This is a genomic window from Thermogemmatispora argillosa (assembly GCF_059696725.1).
In genome coordinates this window covers 249345-265246 of sequence record NZ_AP019377.1, presented here as the reverse complement: position 1 = coordinate 265246, position 15902 = coordinate 249345, and the positions used below count along the sequence as shown (strand labels likewise).

Annotated in this window: 14 protein-coding genes; all 14 read right to left on the bottom strand. The window is 60.2% G+C overall.

The window, feature by feature from the left end; translation table 11 throughout:
• Window positions 1-91: 91 nt before the first annotated feature.
• Window positions 92-652, bottom strand: coding sequence for a MauE/DoxX family redox-associated membrane protein (locus tag AC6H1L_RS01085; RefSeq protein ID WP_497599707.1), 561 nt, complete (start codon window positions 650-652; stop codon window positions 92-94).
• 45 nt (window positions 653-697) lie between these two features.
• Window positions 698-2353 (bottom strand): hypothetical protein, encoded by a 1656-nt coding sequence (locus AC6H1L_RS01080; protein WP_497599706.1) that lies wholly within the window; start codon window positions 2351-2353, stop codon window positions 698-700.
• A gap of 133 nt (window positions 2354-2486) precedes the next feature.
• Window positions 2487-3260 (bottom strand): ABC transporter ATP-binding protein, encoded by a 774-nt coding sequence (locus AC6H1L_RS01075; protein ID WP_497599705.1) that lies wholly within the window; start codon window positions 3258-3260, stop codon window positions 2487-2489.
• A gap of 34 nt (window positions 3261-3294) precedes the next feature.
• The gene (locus tag AC6H1L_RS01070; RefSeq protein ID WP_497599704.1) at window positions 3295-3609 is read right to left on the bottom strand and encodes a hypothetical protein; all 315 of its coding nucleotides are present in this window, start codon (window positions 3607-3609) and stop codon (window positions 3295-3297) included.
• A gap of 48 nt (window positions 3610-3657) precedes the next feature.
• Window positions 3658-3909 carry a hypothetical protein gene (locus AC6H1L_RS01065; RefSeq protein WP_497599703.1) on the bottom strand — a complete coding sequence of 84 codons (252 nt, stop codon included), beginning with the start codon at window positions 3907-3909 and terminating at the stop codon, window positions 3658-3660.
• A gap of 479 nt (window positions 3910-4388) precedes the next feature.
• The gene (gene cas6 / locus AC6H1L_RS01060) at window positions 4389-5480 is read right to left on the bottom strand and encodes a CRISPR system precrRNA processing endoribonuclease RAMP protein Cas6 (protein ID WP_497599702.1); all 1092 of its coding nucleotides are present in this window, start codon (window positions 5478-5480) and stop codon (window positions 4389-4391) included.
• 121 nt (window positions 5481-5601) lie between these two features.
• On the bottom strand, window positions 5602-6339 hold the full coding sequence (locus AC6H1L_RS01055) for a hypothetical protein (protein ID WP_497599701.1): 738 nt from the start codon (window positions 6337-6339) through the stop codon (window positions 5602-5604).
• A gap of 40 nt (window positions 6340-6379) precedes the next feature.
• Window positions 6380-7372 carry a DevR family CRISPR-associated autoregulator gene (locus AC6H1L_RS01050; RefSeq protein ID WP_497599700.1) on the bottom strand — a complete coding sequence of 331 codons (993 nt, stop codon included), beginning with the start codon at window positions 7370-7372 and terminating at the stop codon, window positions 6380-6382.
• Between the two features lie 71 nt (window positions 7373-7443).
• Window positions 7444-9348, bottom strand: coding sequence for a hypothetical protein (locus AC6H1L_RS01045; protein WP_497599699.1), 1905 nt, complete (start codon window positions 9346-9348; stop codon window positions 7444-7446).
• Window positions 9349-9520: 172 nt separating this feature from the next.
• Window positions 9521-12103, bottom strand: coding sequence for a CRISPR-associated helicase Cas3' (cas3, locus tag AC6H1L_RS01040; protein WP_497599698.1), 2583 nt, complete (start codon window positions 12101-12103; stop codon window positions 9521-9523).
• Window positions 12104-12115: 12 nt separating this feature from the next.
• A complete protein-coding gene (locus AC6H1L_RS01035) occupies window positions 12116-13195 on the bottom strand; it encodes a helix-turn-helix transcriptional regulator (RefSeq protein ID WP_497599697.1) in 1080 nt (359 codons plus the stop codon).
• A 205-nt stretch (window positions 13196-13400) separates the two neighbouring features.
• Window positions 13401-14036, bottom strand: coding sequence for a CRISPR-associated protein Cas4 (gene cas4 / locus AC6H1L_RS01030; protein ID WP_497599696.1), 636 nt, complete (start codon window positions 14034-14036; stop codon window positions 13401-13403).
• 284 nt (window positions 14037-14320) lie between these two features.
• Window positions 14321-14623, bottom strand: a complete 303-nt coding sequence (cas2, locus tag AC6H1L_RS01025) for a CRISPR-associated endonuclease Cas2 (RefSeq protein WP_497599695.1) — start codon at window positions 14621-14623, stop codon at window positions 14321-14323.
• Window positions 14624-14654: 31 nt separating this feature from the next.
• On the bottom strand, window positions 14655-15677 hold the full coding sequence (gene cas1, locus AC6H1L_RS01020; RefSeq protein WP_497599694.1) for a CRISPR-associated endonuclease Cas1: 1023 nt from the start codon (window positions 15675-15677) through the stop codon (window positions 14655-14657).
• Window positions 15678-15902 lie beyond the last annotated feature (225 nt).

Sequence of the window (15902 nt, the reverse complement as noted above, 5' to 3'; positions counted from 1 at the left end):
AAAGCAGCCTGGTTCCTGCGGATGAGAAACGGCCATCCGCCTGAACCAGGTCCCTGCCAGCAAAGCTCTGCTACGGTATCGCCCGCTGCCATTACTCAAGAACCTGCTGCTTCCTGAAGCTGGCGCCAACCGTCCAGAGCGCCAGGGTGGTCACTAGGAGTGTCAGGGCCATCAAGGCGCCGAGCAACCCCAGCTGATAAGAGCGATCGACCAACAGGGCTGGAAACAACAGCCGGAGAGCTGGGGCAGGTGCCAGCCCTATTCCCAGAGCCACTGACCCTAAACCCGCATTGCGCAATAAAGAGCGAGGAAAAGAGCTGACCTCTCCCGGGCCGGCCTCTCCAAAACAGTGGCAAGCGAGAGAGAGATGGCGCCACCAGGCCGTTGCCAAAGCCCCAGAAAACACCAGGAGCAAGCTGAGCAGGGCGAAAGCCATCCAGCGTGTTGCTATTCCCAGCAGCAGGGCCAGAGCGCAACCTACCTCAACTGCGGGTAAAAGTCGCGCCAGTAGGCGAGCGAGGTACTCCGGCACAAGCTGAAAGGCCACAATAGTAGCGTAGAAGTGTTCCTGTATACGTATCTTCTGCAGTCCGGCATAGAGAAACAAAGCCGCCAGGCCAAAGCGCATAGCGATAAAGACGATGACCGGCATGCTACATCCCCTTTCCTCACTCTCTGGAGCGAGAGCGCCCGGAACTCAAGGAGTCGGGCTGAGAAGCTCATGCACTGTCCTGGCGCTCCGCGCGGTCAGAACGGCCAGGAAAACAACAGTAGCCGAGGGCAGTCCCCAAAAAAGCAGCCTTTGGAGCCAGGGAGGCAAAGCGAGATGGAACATGGATTCCAGCAAAGCCAGCACCAACTGGCGTGAGACTGGGTCAAGCCCCATCAGCGTCGCCGTACCGAGCGGAAGCAAGGTGCTTAGGGCCAGGCCCAGACCACCCAGCAGAAAAAGGAGGGCACTGGCCCGCTGGCTCCCTCCGAGGCTCACAGTGCGCATTGTCGCGCAGCCTGTAGTGACCGCAAGCACACTGAAGCCGAGGCCGCTGCCGACGAGGCAGAGGCCGAAAAGGCAGGCCAGCGTCAACGTGAGAGGCATCAGCGCCAGGGTCAGTACAAAAAGGCAGCCATTCACAAGAAGCAGAGGCAGCCCAACTGCCAGCGTGCACGACCACAGCAGAGTCACAGCCGTAGTCGGAGTCATTTGCAACAGAGAGCGGGCCTGCAGCAAGCGTTGCAGGGCAGGCAATCCCACCATACGCGCCACCAGCGCATCAAGGCTCAGGATCAAAGCCAATGCGAGAGGGAGCGCCAGCGGACCACTCAGGGTGGTGCGCCAGCAGGCGGCGAGCAGGAGAAAGGCTGAAATCACAATGCTGGAGAGGCGGCGCCAATCGTAGAGGGTATCCTGCCAGCAAAAGCCGACCAAAGCAGCTACAGCGGGAGACCCCAGACGCAAATTCCAGGCCAGCTCCCACAAGCTTCCTCCGCGCAAACGACTGCGGAGCGCTGATCCGCGCAGAGTCCCTTGACCAGAAGCGATCAAGGTGCCCTCCCAGCCAGCACGATAGCCGCGCTTGCCCACCAACAGGCAGGCCCCTCCCAGGAGCAACAGGGACCCGATCATGGCCGTCAATAGGGCCAGCGAGGCTAATGGTGGCAACGGAGCAGGCGAGGAAGCGGCTGCGCTCCCGGCGAGAGTCAAGATCAGATCTGTCAGGATAGTTCCAGGCCACACCATGCCCGTCGAGAGGAGCAGCGCTCTCAGATGCTCGCCGCCTGTGGGGAAGAGCGTCACAAGAAATAGCCCTAGTGGCAGGCAGCAAGAGCCGACCGCCACACCAATAATGAGCTGCCGCAGGCGACGCTTGCCGAAGTAGGAGGCCAGCCACAAGGTTAGCAACAGGGCGAAGAGCGTCGAACAGAGTGCCTCATAGAGGAGCAGTAAGCCGAGAGAGAGGAACAAAAGCGGCGAGAGATGTAGGGCTGCCAGAGCCAACACCCCCAACGCCAGCAGGATCATCCCTATACCGCGCAGGGTAGCGAACAGGCGCAGACTGGCGCGCATCAGGACGAATGCTAAGGGCACTGGAGCGGTCAACCACCATTCCAGATCGGGCCAATCCCAGAGGGCGGCTGGAGCCTGTACAACTTGCCAACTGAGACACAACAGCCATAGCCCAGTCAGGCCGCCCGGCAGAAAGGACGGCAGCACCCGACCCGCTAGAGTCGGCGGCAGGGCGAGCTTGTGCCCCAGCCACCAGCAGAAAGCCAGCAGGGCTAGCGCCAGAAAGCTGACAGTAAGCCTGTGGAAGCCGTGCTCTCTCTGGCGGTGCCAGCCCATCTTGCTGTACACATAGAGGAGCCTCCAGCCCTGATGTAGAGTTTCGGGCCAACTGGCTCTTCGTCTCGAGAAGAAGCCATCAGCGGGCAAAGTGGGCCTCCCGTGATCCTGTATACGCTAGCGCTTGACAAGGCCAAACAGAGCTTCACGATTCACTGTGAACTACCCCGTGATCAGAAGCAGTTAAAGCAAAGAAGACGGCTTCTAGTGAGGCTTCAGCTCCCTGGCTGGCCTGACGGCGTAGCTCTTCAAGGGCTCCATCGGCAATCACGCGGCCATGAGAAAGAATAATGGCGCGAGAACAGAGACGCTCGGCGACATCGAGCAGATGAGTCGAAACAAGGACGGCGCTCCCTTCAGCGCAGAGTTCGCTCAAGAGGAGTTTGACCTCACGGACGCTGGCCAGATCAAGGCCATTCAGTGGCTCGTCTAGCAGCAGCAGACGGGGAGAGTGCAGCAAGACGCTGCAGAGAGCAAGGCGGCGTCGCATGCCCTGCGAGTAGCTCTGAATACGGCGCTGGGCCACCTCGCGCAGATTCAAACGGGTGAGTAGCTGCTCCGCGCGCTGCTGGCAAAGAGAGCGCGGCAGACGGTGCAAAGCGCCTACTAGCTCAAGGAACTCGAAGCCCGAGAGAGTCTCGTACAGAAAAGGGTCCTCTGGCAGATAGCCCATGAACTGTTTCATCTCCTTGGAGCCCCAGGCAATCCGTCCGCCCATTCCTTGAATCAGGCCGGCGTCAGGCGAGAGCAAACCGGCGATCAGTCGCAGCGTCGTCGTTTTCCCTGCGCCGTTCTCTCCCAGCAGGGCTACCAGTTCCCCTGGATACAGGACAAAGCTCACCGCGTCCAGGGCTCGCAGACTGCCATAAGAGCGGCTGACCTTCTCCAGTACGAGCGCAGGCGATTCCTGATCCTTCACTGATCTTCTGCTCCTCTTTTTCTCGCATGCAATATCATAAAAAGGACGCGATATTCTGTAGCAAGAATACGAGCGCCAGGATAACTACAATGAGCCCAAGCAGGAATAAACCGGTATTGCCCGAGAGACCTCCCCTCTGAAGGCGCGCCTGGGGAAGCTGGCGTCTGGTGTAGGCCAGCCAGAGGGCAGCTAAGCCCAGGGCCAGCAAGAGAATGGGCAGCACCCAAGAAAGGACGCCGACGGCTCCTTTTAAGGTCCCCTGTGCTGCCGAGTACTGGAGAATAAGATTCACCAGGAGCAACACAAAGAGAATAATTGCTACCTGGAGCAAACGGTTACGCCATTGCATCAGAAACTCTACCTACCTTGCTGCTTCTCTAACGATGCCTGTTGAATCTCAAATCCGCTTCAGTCTAACCGAAGTAGCGGGCATTTTCAAGCCTGGCGCCACTGTCTGAACCAGAGCTGTGATCTGTTCTTGAGAGCTGACTGGTCCGCTGCCACGCACAATACCAGTAGCGTCAATGGCGATGCCCCAGGGCCTTCCCAAAATGCCGTAGCGGCGGCTGACCTGCCACTGCTTGGTCTCTTCTTCCCCAGCAGCATAGTGGCTGCCAGGCAGAGCATGAAGCACCATGAGAGCGGTCAAAGGCAAGGCGGCGCAAAGTATCCATACGCTGGCTCTCCCTGAGAGCTGTTTTGAGCCGTTGCTGTAGGGTAAGGACGCCTTCCTTGCTCTCCTGAATACTCACATGGGGAGGCCTCCTGCCAGGAGGAAACCGGAATCGTGACGCTACCTCCTTGATCCGCCGCCGTTCTTAACGGCAGCCACGCACCTTGTCCCATACTAAATGCCAAAATGATAAGCAACGTGCAAGGCTCAATTTGGGGCTAGACAGGGGCTTTTGGGGGGACAAGCCATTATAGTATTATGCTCTGCAATTAAAAATTGTTGTGCTTTTCGGGCTTATAAGGAATGAGCTGGCGCTCAGCAGCAGAGCAAGCATTGAGGCGCGGGCATCTGAGCCTGCCAGAGCCAGAGCTGCCTGTGGCAGAGAGATCCGCTGACTGAGGAAGTGAGCAGCCCACCCTACCAGGACAGGCCAGCTCTGACCGAATCAGATGCCTTCATCCATCATAGCCCCAACTAAAGGAAGCATGGGCATGACTCTGGAGCCAGGGGAAACAAGCCGTGGGGAGGCTGTCCCCCTTCACTGAACTGCTGACGCGATACCAGCCATCCCCCTTCACCACGTCCTTCCCCACGTGAACCAGCTCACCCCACACGAGCAGCTCCCGCAGCCCTGCCAGCTCGCCGACAAAGGTTGCTTGCCCCACCAAACCGCCAATAGGAGTGGCGCGTCGCAGGCGACGGGAGTAGCTGGGCATATCCTGCCAGCGAGTAGTGTGCTTCTCACAGCGCACCGTCGCCGCCAGGGCCAACAGACGCCCACGCTGGGCCGCCAGAGCGCGCGCCTCTTCCGCGTCGCCGTAGGCCTGCCCCAGTTGCTCCAGACGCTCAAGCAAGCGCTGCACGAGCGTGGCGAAATCCGGCTCTTTGCAAAGCGTGCCATGCCGTACCAGGCGCAGGGGAGTCAAGAAAGCCAACGTCACTCGTTGCTCCGACAACGCTAGCGCCCGCTGGCGCACGTCCTCCGCCCGCACAGCCAGCGTCGGCGTCGTCACCTGGCGCTCCCCGGCCCGATAGAGCTGCTGCCGTTCCCCGCTAAACGGATGGTAGGCCTCGATCTGTTCGATGCGGAACTCACCGCGCCGGGGAGGCGAGCCATTCTCTGGCAAAGGCCGTCCAAGCCCCTGGCGTTCCAGTTCCTGGCTGCTGAGCATAACGTAAGGCAGCAGCTCCACGCGCCGGCCAATGAGCGTCATACCAAACACGAGCTGCTCGCCCGGCTCGTAGCGTCGCCCAACCTCTAACGGCGGCTCCAGCACATAAGGACGCGGAATATCGCGCCCCCAGGGCTGGCCATTGAGGCGCTGCAGCGTCGGTGCCCGCAGATCATCAGCCGGCGCCAGGAGCGCGCTGACAGGACAAACCTGCAGGAGCTGACACTCCAGGCAGGTACGCGCCTGCTTGTTCATGCAAAAGCGACGCCAAATTGCCGAAAAAAGCGCGCCGCGCAGCGCCGTCCCTGGAGAAGCGTCCAGCTCCAACGGCGTCTCAACGCGCATGGTCCACAGCAGGTGATAGGTTGTCAGCATAGGCTCTCCCTTCCATGTCAGGAATGGCACATCCATAAGCGGAGCCTCTGCCCTTCCCTGGCCGGGACAGAGGACGGCGCTGCTCCAAAGCTGCCCCACTGGCCGCCTGCTCTTGCCTCTCTCACGACAAAGGCAGGCGGCGATACCAGCTATAGGCGTGTGAGGAGCGCCAGCGCTGATACGGAAGCACCACGTGACGGAGCACGCGGTCCCGGTTCAGTACTATGCGCTCATCAGTATAAATGTTGGCCTGAGCGAACGTCAGCTTCGGCCCGCAGTCATCGAGCACCTGCAGCGTTCCCTCAATGGGAAATGCCTCCTGCCGCGAAGCGGTCAACAGCAGGAAGGTGCCGGCGGGCAGCTCCGCACGTGGCTGAGGTGGCTCTACGATCTGGACAAAGCCGCCGCGCTTGCCCAGATAGTTCAGGCCAATCAGCAGCTCCGGCAGCACCGCTGCTAAAGGACTCTCTTCAGCGACCTCGCAGGCCAGGCGCAGGCTTCCATAATAGCTGACGTATTCACGATAGGCAATTGTCGGCTGAAAAGGATACTCTTTCTCCAAACGAGCGCGAGCGGCCTTTTCTGGATTGCTCTTGTCCTTCAACTCGCGGCGGATCTTGCTAAAGCCCTTGATGACGACCGCCTGCTCAGGCGGTTCAAGAGCGATGGGCAGATCGCGTAGAGAGGGGAACAGGCGTTCCCCTTCTGCCAGCCCACGAGTGCGGATCAGCGTACTGAGCAGAGCCATCTTGATGGCGAAGGGGGTCGGCACCAGCAGCGTCTGACCACCCGAGGATGTAGCGCTGGCCGGTCGCAACGAGAAAAAGGAGACCGGCAGGTATTGCGCGACAATCCACATTGGTCGTCTGCCTCCTTCCTAATGGAATATACCGACCGACCTAGGCCGAGGCCGCCTCGGGAGTAATGCTGTCGATGAGCGCGCGCATCTGCTGAGAGAACTCAGCCAGGGTGTCAAAGGTCTGCAAGCGCACATGCTGGGGACCATCGCCATTGAGGGCGCGAACAATGGCCGCTGCCTGCTCGCGGTAGGCCTGCGGCTCGTCGCTACCGCCGAGCAGCGGGCTGACCAGTGGCGCCGGCGTAGCGGTCTCGCTGGTGCTGATGAAGCCTTCCAGTGCCAACAGGTGGGGAAGCTGCGTCGAGCGCATCGCTCCGTTCAGCTCCAGGAAGCTATAGAGCAGGCTTTCCAGGAGTACTCGGCTGCGGCGCTGGCGTTCCTCGGCGCTGATAGCGTAGCTCTGCGTGATATCGTTGTAGCCCACGCGATTCAGTTCGACATGGCAGACCACGGCGTAGACGCCGCTAGAGGCCGGGCGATGAAAGATGCTCTGACCAAGATTGGCCCCTCTGTGCTCATCTCCCTCTTCCTTGCGGGCGGCTCCCGGTCCGCGCTCCAGGGCGTACTTGACGTGGAAGTAGCTATCGGTACGCACGCGCTCAGGTAGGGCCACCACCCAGCCGAATTCACAGACGGACTTGCGGGGGACCGAACGCCCGCCTTCTGTCACCAAAATCCCGCCAACGTCGTCCATGGCGCAGCGCTGCAATAGGGCATCGATGAGCGCCGCGCCTGTGTTGCCTGCTCCCTTGATGAAGTCGCTATCGGCATTGATGCGGTTGGCATCGAACTGCTGGCAGCCGGCGCAGAGGCTCAGGCCCTCCTCGCGGGCGCGGCGGTAGAAGTGCTCCATGAGCACGTGCTTGAGCATGTCGCCAGAAATGGCGTTGACGGTGTGCAGCAGACCGTCGTCGCCGACGATATCGACCATGCGCGTCTGAATCTGGTTCCCCTCGCCTCCCTCGTTGTTGAGGCTGTGCATGTTCAGGGTCATGCGGGCGGCGATTGAGAGCGAGATGGGCATGTTCGTCATAGTTTGCTCCTGCCTTTCTATTCTATCTATGATTGGTGATAACTGTGCTATCTACTACCAAAAGGTTGGGGTCACTGAGCCTGAGCGGCGGCTGTCTCTGTATCCTCTTCGCTCTGGCCGCTCTCCTCAGCCTTGCCCCAGCGGGCGTAACCGTAGGAGAGCAGCATCGAGGCCACCAGCTCGCAGGGATACTGGTCGAAGAGCGTCGTGAACTCGTCAATGTCGCTCGTCGTGACAGGGTAGCGCAGATGGTGGTGGCGGTAGTCCTCTGGACGCAAGGCATGTCCCAGCTTCTGCGCCAGTTTCTCCTCTTCGCGCGCCGTCTCGGCATTGTACTGCAGCAGGAATTCGCTGAGCGCCTGCATGAATTCGTCGCGGCGATGAATCTTGCGCAGCAGCTCCTGCCCCAGTCCGTAGCGCACCTCGTAAGGATAGTTGCTATCCTGGAAGCGGCGCCGCTGGGCGTTGACCGTGGCCTCACGAATGGCCGAGGCGATGCGCTGGAAGCCCTTATTCTGAAGAATGGGGCTTAGTTTCAGGTCCTGTGTTCCTTTTTTCGTTTCCATTGCTGCACTCTCCAATAATACAAGTTTGTCAAGTCCCTGGCTGGAAAACTGTCTCAGCCAGCGCTTTTCGTTTTTCTCGCGTTCCCGCTGTCGAAAAAGGTAGGGGCCATAGCTGGCTGCGAAGTACCAGAAGAGGCGAAGATCATGACTGGAAAGGAAATCGCGATAGATGCGCAGCAGCTCTAGCTCTTCGCTCCCTTCTTTCCCCTGTGATCCCTCGATGCGGTTGATGATGGCGATGTGCTCGTCGAGCAGGTCATCGATCTGCATGGCCTCGGCGACGGAGCGCGGTCGCGGAGGCAGCCATGACGGCAAATTGATGGTTGAGACATTCATCACCGCGTGAGCGCTGCCCATATCCTTGTAGAAGGCCACGTCAAGCCCGTGAGTGATACTGACCAGGGGAGGAAGCTCGTCCGGGTCAAGATTCTGGTTGCTCGCCAGCTCGTTGCGCCGGTGGTTCACCAGGACCTGGGCCAGGCGCAGCGCGGCCAGAATGTCCTGTTTGATGGCGGTGCTGGACCAGCAGATCTCACGGAACTTCTGCATGATGGCCCTGAGCGTCTCCAACTCCACCCTCTCGGGCAACACGACAAAGGTTTTGCGGTCCTTGCTGCCGCTGAGGGTATAGGGGGCGGCGCCCAGCATGAAGCCGCGAAACTTGACCAGTTCCAGCAGCCAGAAATTTTCCAGGCCGCCGACCGCCAGACGGTTGCTTTTAGGAGCATTGGCCCCCTTGCCGCTGGTCGGGTTGAGGAGCTGGACGGCGGTGGCCTGGGCCTTGCTACTGAGGCCCTGCTCCTTGGCCCACTTTTCCCAGGTGTGTTGTGCCTGCTCAACGTCGTTGAGCGGCGCGGAGAACAGGCGGAAGAGCAGTCGCACGGCAAACCATTGCTGCTCGGCGCTCAGGCTCACCCAACGCAGCGCCAGCTCGTTGAAGGTGTCGGCGACCTTCATGACGTTAATAGCTTTGTAGTGCTCCAGCTCGGGGCTGGGGCCGTTGCTGAGAATCTCTTGCAGCTCCGGCGTGGGATTGAGGCGCGCTTTGGGAGATCGCTTCTCCGGCGGCAGCTTGGCAAGCTGCGCCTGAAGCTGGCGCTGTTTCTCCTGCTCGGCTTCGTAGTCGAAGATCTCGACCTCGCTGAACGAACGGCCCTTCTTGGCCTGCCGCTCCTGCTGCTTGGCCGTGCTCAGCGGTCGCAGCAGGGCGAGGCGGTCACTGCTCGTCAGGTCGCTTTCTGCAACGGCAGGGAGCTGGATCAGAAAGCTCTGGCCGGCATCGTAGATCTCCGGCGGCTGCTCCAGACGACCCAGGCGCGCCAGGCAGAGCCGCATGAGGTCGGCCATGCCCAGGGCGAGCAGGGTGTCGGCGAATGTCCCGCTCGCTTTGTTGATGTAGAGCGTTGTCATACACTATCCTCTGTTAGGCGATTGTGCACTATTTTATAGAAAGAGCGAACAGCAAATGCTAACTTAGCAGGTATTTAGTACACTATCTGGCGCATGGTATGGACCTCTCTTCTTGTCCCCCTTTCCGGCGAGCGTACCGCAAAATGGTCAGGGAACTGACAAGCTAGCTTTGCTAGCGATAAGCGTCGGCGCGCTGGTCGGCCAGGCGCAGGGCGCGTGTCATGACAAAAGCCAGCCAGGTTTCGTACTGGGGTTTGTGGAGATCCAGCGCGGGCTGACTGAACTTCCCCGACGTGGCATGCTCTGGGAAGAGGTCGCCTTGCTCACACGCGGGCGCAATCAACTGCAGATTCGCGCGCCGGGGAGCGGCCTCGCGCTGCACCAGCTCCAGGGCCTGCCGCACCGCCTCCAAAGCCCCTGGCGCCAGCCTGGTGGCCCCATACTCATGGGCCCCTGTGGTATGATGATGGGCGATAGCATAGCAGGTAGCTCGCACCACTGGCGCATAGGGACTGGTCGGCGTTGTCGCCCCCAGACAATCCCCGATAAAGCGACGCGCCAGGGCCACGCTCTCACAGGCGTGATTGGGACGGCGTAGCGGTAGCTCCTGCTCCCACTGTCGCTCTTCGCGCGCCCGCACGTCATAGGTCGTCTTCGCGAAGAGATAATCGGCTGCCGGCTCCTGATAAGGCAGGCCTTTTTTCTCGTGATAGAGACGCTCCCAGGCGCGGGCCCAACGCTGCCAGCCTTCAGCAAGCTTGCCCAGATCATGCAACGCCAGCGCGAGCTGAATGGCCTGATCAATCGTGCCTGCCGCCAATCCCATCCGCTCCTCCAGGCGGCGCAGCCCATAGGCCAACTCGTGATAGAGACCGTAGTGGTAGGCGTTGGCCAGTCCCCCAATGTGCTCCTCGTAGCGCTGCCGCGAGACCGTCTGACCGGCCCCGCCTGAACGCCGCCGCTCCAGCGGTCGACTCTGGTAGCGCGTACCCTCAAGGCGCTGCTGCCAGCGTGCAGGCAGCGGCAGGCGTCCGTCGCGGAAGACCAGGCCGAGATCACGATCGTAGGTCACCAGCGCCTGCGGGAAGGCCAGCACCAACGCAGTACTGATCTGGGCCGGGTTGGTCACCGGCTCCCACGTATACAGCGGTTCGCGCCGACTATCGTCCTCACCCTGGGCCACCGTCCCGCCGCCTGTATCCATAAGCACCGCTTGTTTGCAGACCCAATCGAGGCCCAGGGCGGCGGCGCGCTCCTGCAACGCCTGCCAGTGTTTGCCCTGCAGCAGACTGGGGCGCAGCGTAAAGAGCTGCCATTGCCAGGGCGCCGTGACAATCTCCTCTTCGGGCGCATCATGCACCAGCATCGCCACCTGCAAATCATCGCGGATCAGCGTAGAGCGCACGCTGGGATCGGGTCGCCTCAAGCTGGCAACCATCTTATCAAGCAACTCTTGCCGTTGTTCCTCGTAACGCGCCAATAACTGGAGATCGCTCTCACAATGAACCGTGTCGAGCAGGCGGCGCTCCTCTTGAAAGCGCACTACCTGGCCGTCGTACTCGGCCAGCGCCTCCCAGGTGCGTTGACAAGGGGCCGGCTCATAGGGCAGCGTCTGCGGTTGGCCCTGATCATCGACGGGAAGCGGATAGATGAAGACCTGCCCCTGCTGATAGGGAAAACGCGCGCAGCGTCCGGCACGCTGGATCAGGCTATTAGCCGGCGATAGCTCGCTATGCAGCGTCTCAACTGAGATGTCAAGCCCCACCTCGACCACCTGCGTCGCCACCACGATCACATTCTCGCCCCGATAACGACCGCTCTTCTCGTCCCAGGCGGCGGGACCAAGCAAACGCTGGAGTTCCTCGCCCTGACGGCGCCGATCCTCATCGCTAAAGCGGCTATGCAGCAACTGCAGGCGGATAGGCTGACCGCGCGCTTGAATCAGCTCGTCGAGCTGGAGATACAGCTCCTGGGCTCGCTCGACACGGTTACAGACCACCAGAGAGCAGCGCTGATGATGCTCCAGGACCTGCTCAGCGCTGAGCGGCTCTGCGACGCGTCGAAAAACGCGCTGGCGTCCCCTGGCTAACGTTTCCAGCTCCGCATCGCTGGCCTCAATCACCTCGGCCTCGACCATGTGCGCCAGTTGCTCCACCAACGGTCTGGAGAGCGTTGCGCTCATGAAGATAAAGCGAGTCAGATCTTTGAGCTGACGCAACAGCTCGATCGTCGTCGTCAACGCGCCAAAGCAGCTCTGACCCTGCCGGTTCAACGGGTAGAGATGCGGCTCATCCAGAATAAGGTAGGCGCTGGCGAGCAGACCGACATTGATATTGGCACGCGCCCCATCGACGCTATAGGGCACACCGAGAGCGCTCGCCAGAAGCTGATCGATCGTGCAAGCCGTGATCAACGACTCGAACTGAGGATCATCGGGCGACTCGCCAGTCTGTAGGCTAAGCAGCGGGCGATCGAACTGGGCATAGCGCTGGCGCAGCGGCTCAATCAAGAGAGGGTTCAGCTCCTCCTCCAGCAACTGACGGCAGGTTCCCATAAACTGCGCTGCCAGCACCCGCATCGGCGTGACATAAAGCGCCTTGCTGGGCAAGGTTCCATCGTTGAAGGCGCAGCTTTGCAGGAAAGGCAGCAGCGCGGCCAGCGTTTTCCCTCCGCCGGTCGGGATGACCAGAATCACATTGCGGCCCTGGGCCAATACCTGTAGCACACGCTCCTGATAAGGGTAGAGAGTCTTCATAACGGAAACGGCTCACTCCTTTCTGTTCTGATCTGATGCCTCATCTGGTCGTGCGGGACGGCGGAAGAGATCCGGGTTGAGCCTGCCTGGCTCGTGGGCGGAGGCAGGTGCAGGCTGCAAACCATACTGCTGGCAGGCGCGTTGGACATGGCTGATCACCCGGGCGCGCAGCTCTTCCGGCTCTAATACCACGCAATCAGCACCCCAACCGCGAACCCACGGTTCGATCTCGACCAGATCGCCGATCAGGGCCGTCCACTCGCAGCCGTCGCGCGTCAGGCGAATTTCCTGCGACGGATGCCAGCGCGTCTCACGCACCCGCTTCACTACCTGGCTGCTGAAGTGCAAGCGCACCCTGACCGGCTCCTCATCGCCATACATCACGCCCCAGGCTCGTTGCAGCAGCTCCTCAGCCTTAAAAGAAGGGTCAGGGTCAAACGACTCGCTGGTCAGCTTCGCGTGCCGAATGCGCTCCAGCTTCAAGGTACGCAGAGCCTGCACGGCGTGACTATAGCCGAGCACATAGATGGTCCGCCCGATGGCCGATGGCTCCAGCAGGTAAGGATCGAAAAGCGTCTCAAAGCGGCTCTTGCGCGGCGGCTCATAGGTGAGTTGTACGCGCCGGTGCTGGACCCAGCCGCAGGCCAGTGCCAGAAAAATGGCTGAAAAATCTTCCCTTTCCGTGTCTTCCGTCAACAATAGGGCTGCAATCGTCCCCTGCTGCTCGCGCACGGGAGCGGGCAGGGCCTCTAGCAACTTGTGCAGGGCCATCGTCAGATGCCAGTTGCGCTCATCGCGCGTCTGGGCCAGGAGGCGGCCAGCCAGATAGAGGCCCACCGCCTCGGGATAGCTCAGTGAGAGCTGCAACCTGGGAATCACCGCCCCTTCCGGCAAAAACCAGTAGAGGCCCTCTTTCGTGATAGGCAGCAGGCCGGTTACCTGCAGCTCATTCAAGTACTTGTTCGCTGTGTCCTCATTGATGCCCAGCCGCTCGGCAATCTCGCGAGTGCGCCAGCGCCGCTGCGCCTGACTCTCGAACAGGTGAATGATCGCCTGCAGGCGATGAACCCGCTTCATGGTCTCGATATTCAAGGCAGCATCTCCTTTCCTTTCTGGTCTCGTCTCATCCGGTCTGAAGCGAGGCTTTGACACCGAGGGGCCTGCTGCCGGAACGTGAACCGGCCTGCTGCTCTGGGAGGAGTATAACCCGGCGATTCCGCTAAATCGTCGGAATTCTGGCCCTTTCCCTGGGAAGGCAGGTGTTTGCTGCTGCGCTCGCTCGCTCCTATCTACCTGCCTACACCACATCGTTGCAGAAGCGCCGAAACTCGCAGAGCGGGCAGCGACGCTGCTGCGCCGTGGGGGCGGGCAAGCTCTCTGTCTGCAGGCTCTGGCGGATCGCGTCCACCGTCGCCTCAACGCGGCGGCGCAGCGCGCTGGTCAACGGCACCGGCCTGGCCTGGCGCAGTGGAATGCTGTACAGGAACGCCCTCTTGACGGTAAGGCCTAGCTCTTCCTCGACCATGAGAGCATAAGCTGCTAGCTGCAGCGTAAAGTGAGCCTGGGTCTGCCGCTCTGAATCCTTGTATTCGACGATAGTCGCCTCACGCACCGAGGCAGTGAGCGAGGGTGACACAATCAGCAGATCAACGCGTCCCTTAAGTCCCAGCCTTCTGGAGATTAAGGGCTGGTGAAAGATCCGCTCGCCCTCACTGAGGCCGTAGCGGTGCAGGCTGCGGCGTACCTCATGGTGCAGAGCCTCTGCCCGATGGCTCTCCTTGCCGGCCTGCATAGCAAAGGTCAGCGGGCGAATCGTCGGCAAGGTGTAGCGGTAGTAAATCAGACGGGGACAGCAGGTATACTGCTTTAAATCAGTCACATCGAGCCAGCAGATTTCTTGCTCTTCCTCATGATCGACACTCTTCTCTTCCATACAGGCATGCCGCCGGGGACCCCTGGAGGAATCCAGAGGAGGAAGGCGGCTTCCTCCTTTCTCTATGGAGTTGACACCTTCGGCTCTCCTGATGTATCACTTCTCCTCGTGAGGCCAAGGGCACTGGCCGAACGGTCAGCAACGGCTTCGCCTCACCGGGCAGGGGAATGGGTCAACCCGGCCCGGTCACCGTGCACTGCTGTCCTGGGCGGTGGGCTGCCGTCAACCAGCCCTGAAGCCCGGGTCGATGCGGCTGCGGGCAAGTCCCTGGCTTGAGCCAGGCGTCACTGACCATCGTCCCCCTCGTCTTCTTTTGAATGATCTTTATCGAGTGAAACCGGCTCGGCGCGGATAATCACGCGGCGGCCAGCCCAGGCCCGTTCATCAAGAGAGAAGAGCTGAATATTCGCCCCATGTCGTCCCAGGCGCTGACGCATTTTGAGAAACAGCTCCCGTTGCTGACTGAGTGATAGCTCCCCGATAAAGGCGCTCTGCTGCAGGCGCTCCAAGCCATAGTCGAGGCAGGCATCGGCGATCTTCGTGCGTGTACCGTCATGAGGGATGTCATAAATGACCAGTGTGCGCATGGAAGAAACTTCCCTTCTCTTCTCCACCTGATTACCAACTAGCGACAAAGGGTGTATAGGTCTCTCGCTCGCCGCGCAGGAAGGAAGCTAGATGGCGGGCCTGCTGCTGGAGAATGAAGCGGAGAGCCTGGCGCTTCCCTTCATACAGCTCGCTACCGCCGTTCAGGCGTTCCAGCACCTTCTCAGCCACCTTGCGGCGCGTCTCAGCGGTCAGCAATCCCTCGCCATCCTGTTCCAAGGGCACGCGCCGATTCAACAATCCGACCAGTGTCCGATCAACCGTACACTGACGGAACTCCTCGATCAGATCGAGAACCAGGCTCGGTTTGCCGGGACGATCGGCATGGAGAAAGCCGGCATAGGGATCAAGCCCTGCCAATAGAATGGCTTGCTCGATCTGGGCATAGAGCACTCCGTAGCCATAGTTAAGGAGAGAGTTGAAAAGGTCGGTGGCTCCCCGCGTCTGGCGTCCGGGCCAGTGGAGTTGCTCGGGCAGAACATGCCTGAGACCTGTCCAGTAGTGCTGTGCCGCTCGGCCCTCCAGCGAGAGCAAAGAAGGGCGCAGCTCCGCAATTCCCTGTTTCTCGATGAGCAAGCCGTCTATCTCCCCAAGCAGATCGTGGATAGCTTGCGCCGACTGGTGTAGCTTCTGGCAAAGCTCCGGCTGCTCGTCTTTGCGGCTCCGTATGAAGTAGCGCAGCAGATTGATCTGATTCGCCAGTTTGCCCCGGGTAAAGGCCCGGGCAAGCTCGCATCCCTTGGCAGTGCTGAAAGCCAGCAGCTGCGCGCGGCGGGTGAGCACCGTGCCTGTTAGCCCAGCAGCGTAGAGTGAGGCGCTCACCATGCCATTTTTCTCTAAGAAATGGAGCGGAATCCCTTCCTCGCTGTAGAGCTTCACCACATCGCTGGAAATCCCAATGCCAGTATCAATGACCAGAATTTGATTGAGATGGATTAGAGGCACTTCCTCCACGACCTGTGACCCCCGAACCAGGCGAATTCTCCCCTGATGTTTGCTAATAAAGATGCCTTTCCCTTCCACAATCAGATTCATTGTTGTCCCATCTGTTAGACGCTGGTTTCTAGCATTTTTATCGGAATAATGAGGCTATTGTACTGCAGCTGTCAGGCCAAGCTGTCCTCAGCGGCAGCACGCTCTTATCCAGAAGAGTAGTGAGCGGATTCCGCTAAAGCGTCGGAATCCTGGAACAATGCTTGAAAAGACAAACAAAAGAAGAGTGTTAGCATAAAAGCCAACACTCTTCTTTTGTTGCTCTGG

Coding starts and splice junctions, on each gene's coding strand:
- AC6H1L_RS01085 (WP_497599707.1), bottom strand. CDS start 652: ATGCCGGTCATCGTCTTTATCGCTATGCGCTTTGGCCTGGCGGCTTTG.
- AC6H1L_RS01070 (WP_497599704.1), bottom strand. CDS start 3,609: ATGCAATGGCGTAACCGTTTGCTCCAGGTAGCAATTATTCTCTTTGTG.
- cas6 (WP_497599702.1), bottom strand. CDS start 5,480: ATGCTGACAACCTATCACCTGCTGTGGACCATGCGCGTTGAGACGCCG.
- AC6H1L_RS01055 (WP_497599701.1), bottom strand. CDS start 6,339: ATGTGGATTGTCGCGCAATACCTGCCGGTCTCCTTTTTCTCGTTGCGA.
- AC6H1L_RS01050 (WP_497599700.1), bottom strand. CDS start 7,372: ATGACGAACATGCCCATCTCGCTCTCAATCGCCGCCCGCATGACCCTG.
- AC6H1L_RS01045 (WP_497599699.1), bottom strand. CDS start 9,348: ATGACAACGCTCTACATCAACAAAGCGAGCGGGACATTCGCCGACACC.
- cas3 (WP_497599698.1), bottom strand. CDS start 12,103: ATGAAGACTCTCTACCCTTATCAGGAGCGTGTGCTACAGGTATTGGCC.
- cas4 (WP_497599696.1), bottom strand. CDS start 14,036: ATGGAAGAGAAGAGTGTCGATCATGAGGAAGAGCAAGAAATCTGCTGG.
- cas2 (WP_497599695.1), bottom strand. CDS start 14,623: ATGCGCACACTGGTCATTTATGACATCCCTCATGACGGTACACGCACG.
- cas1 (WP_497599694.1), bottom strand. CDS start 15,677: ATGAATCTGATTGTGGAAGGGAAAGGCATCTTTATTAGCAAACATCAG.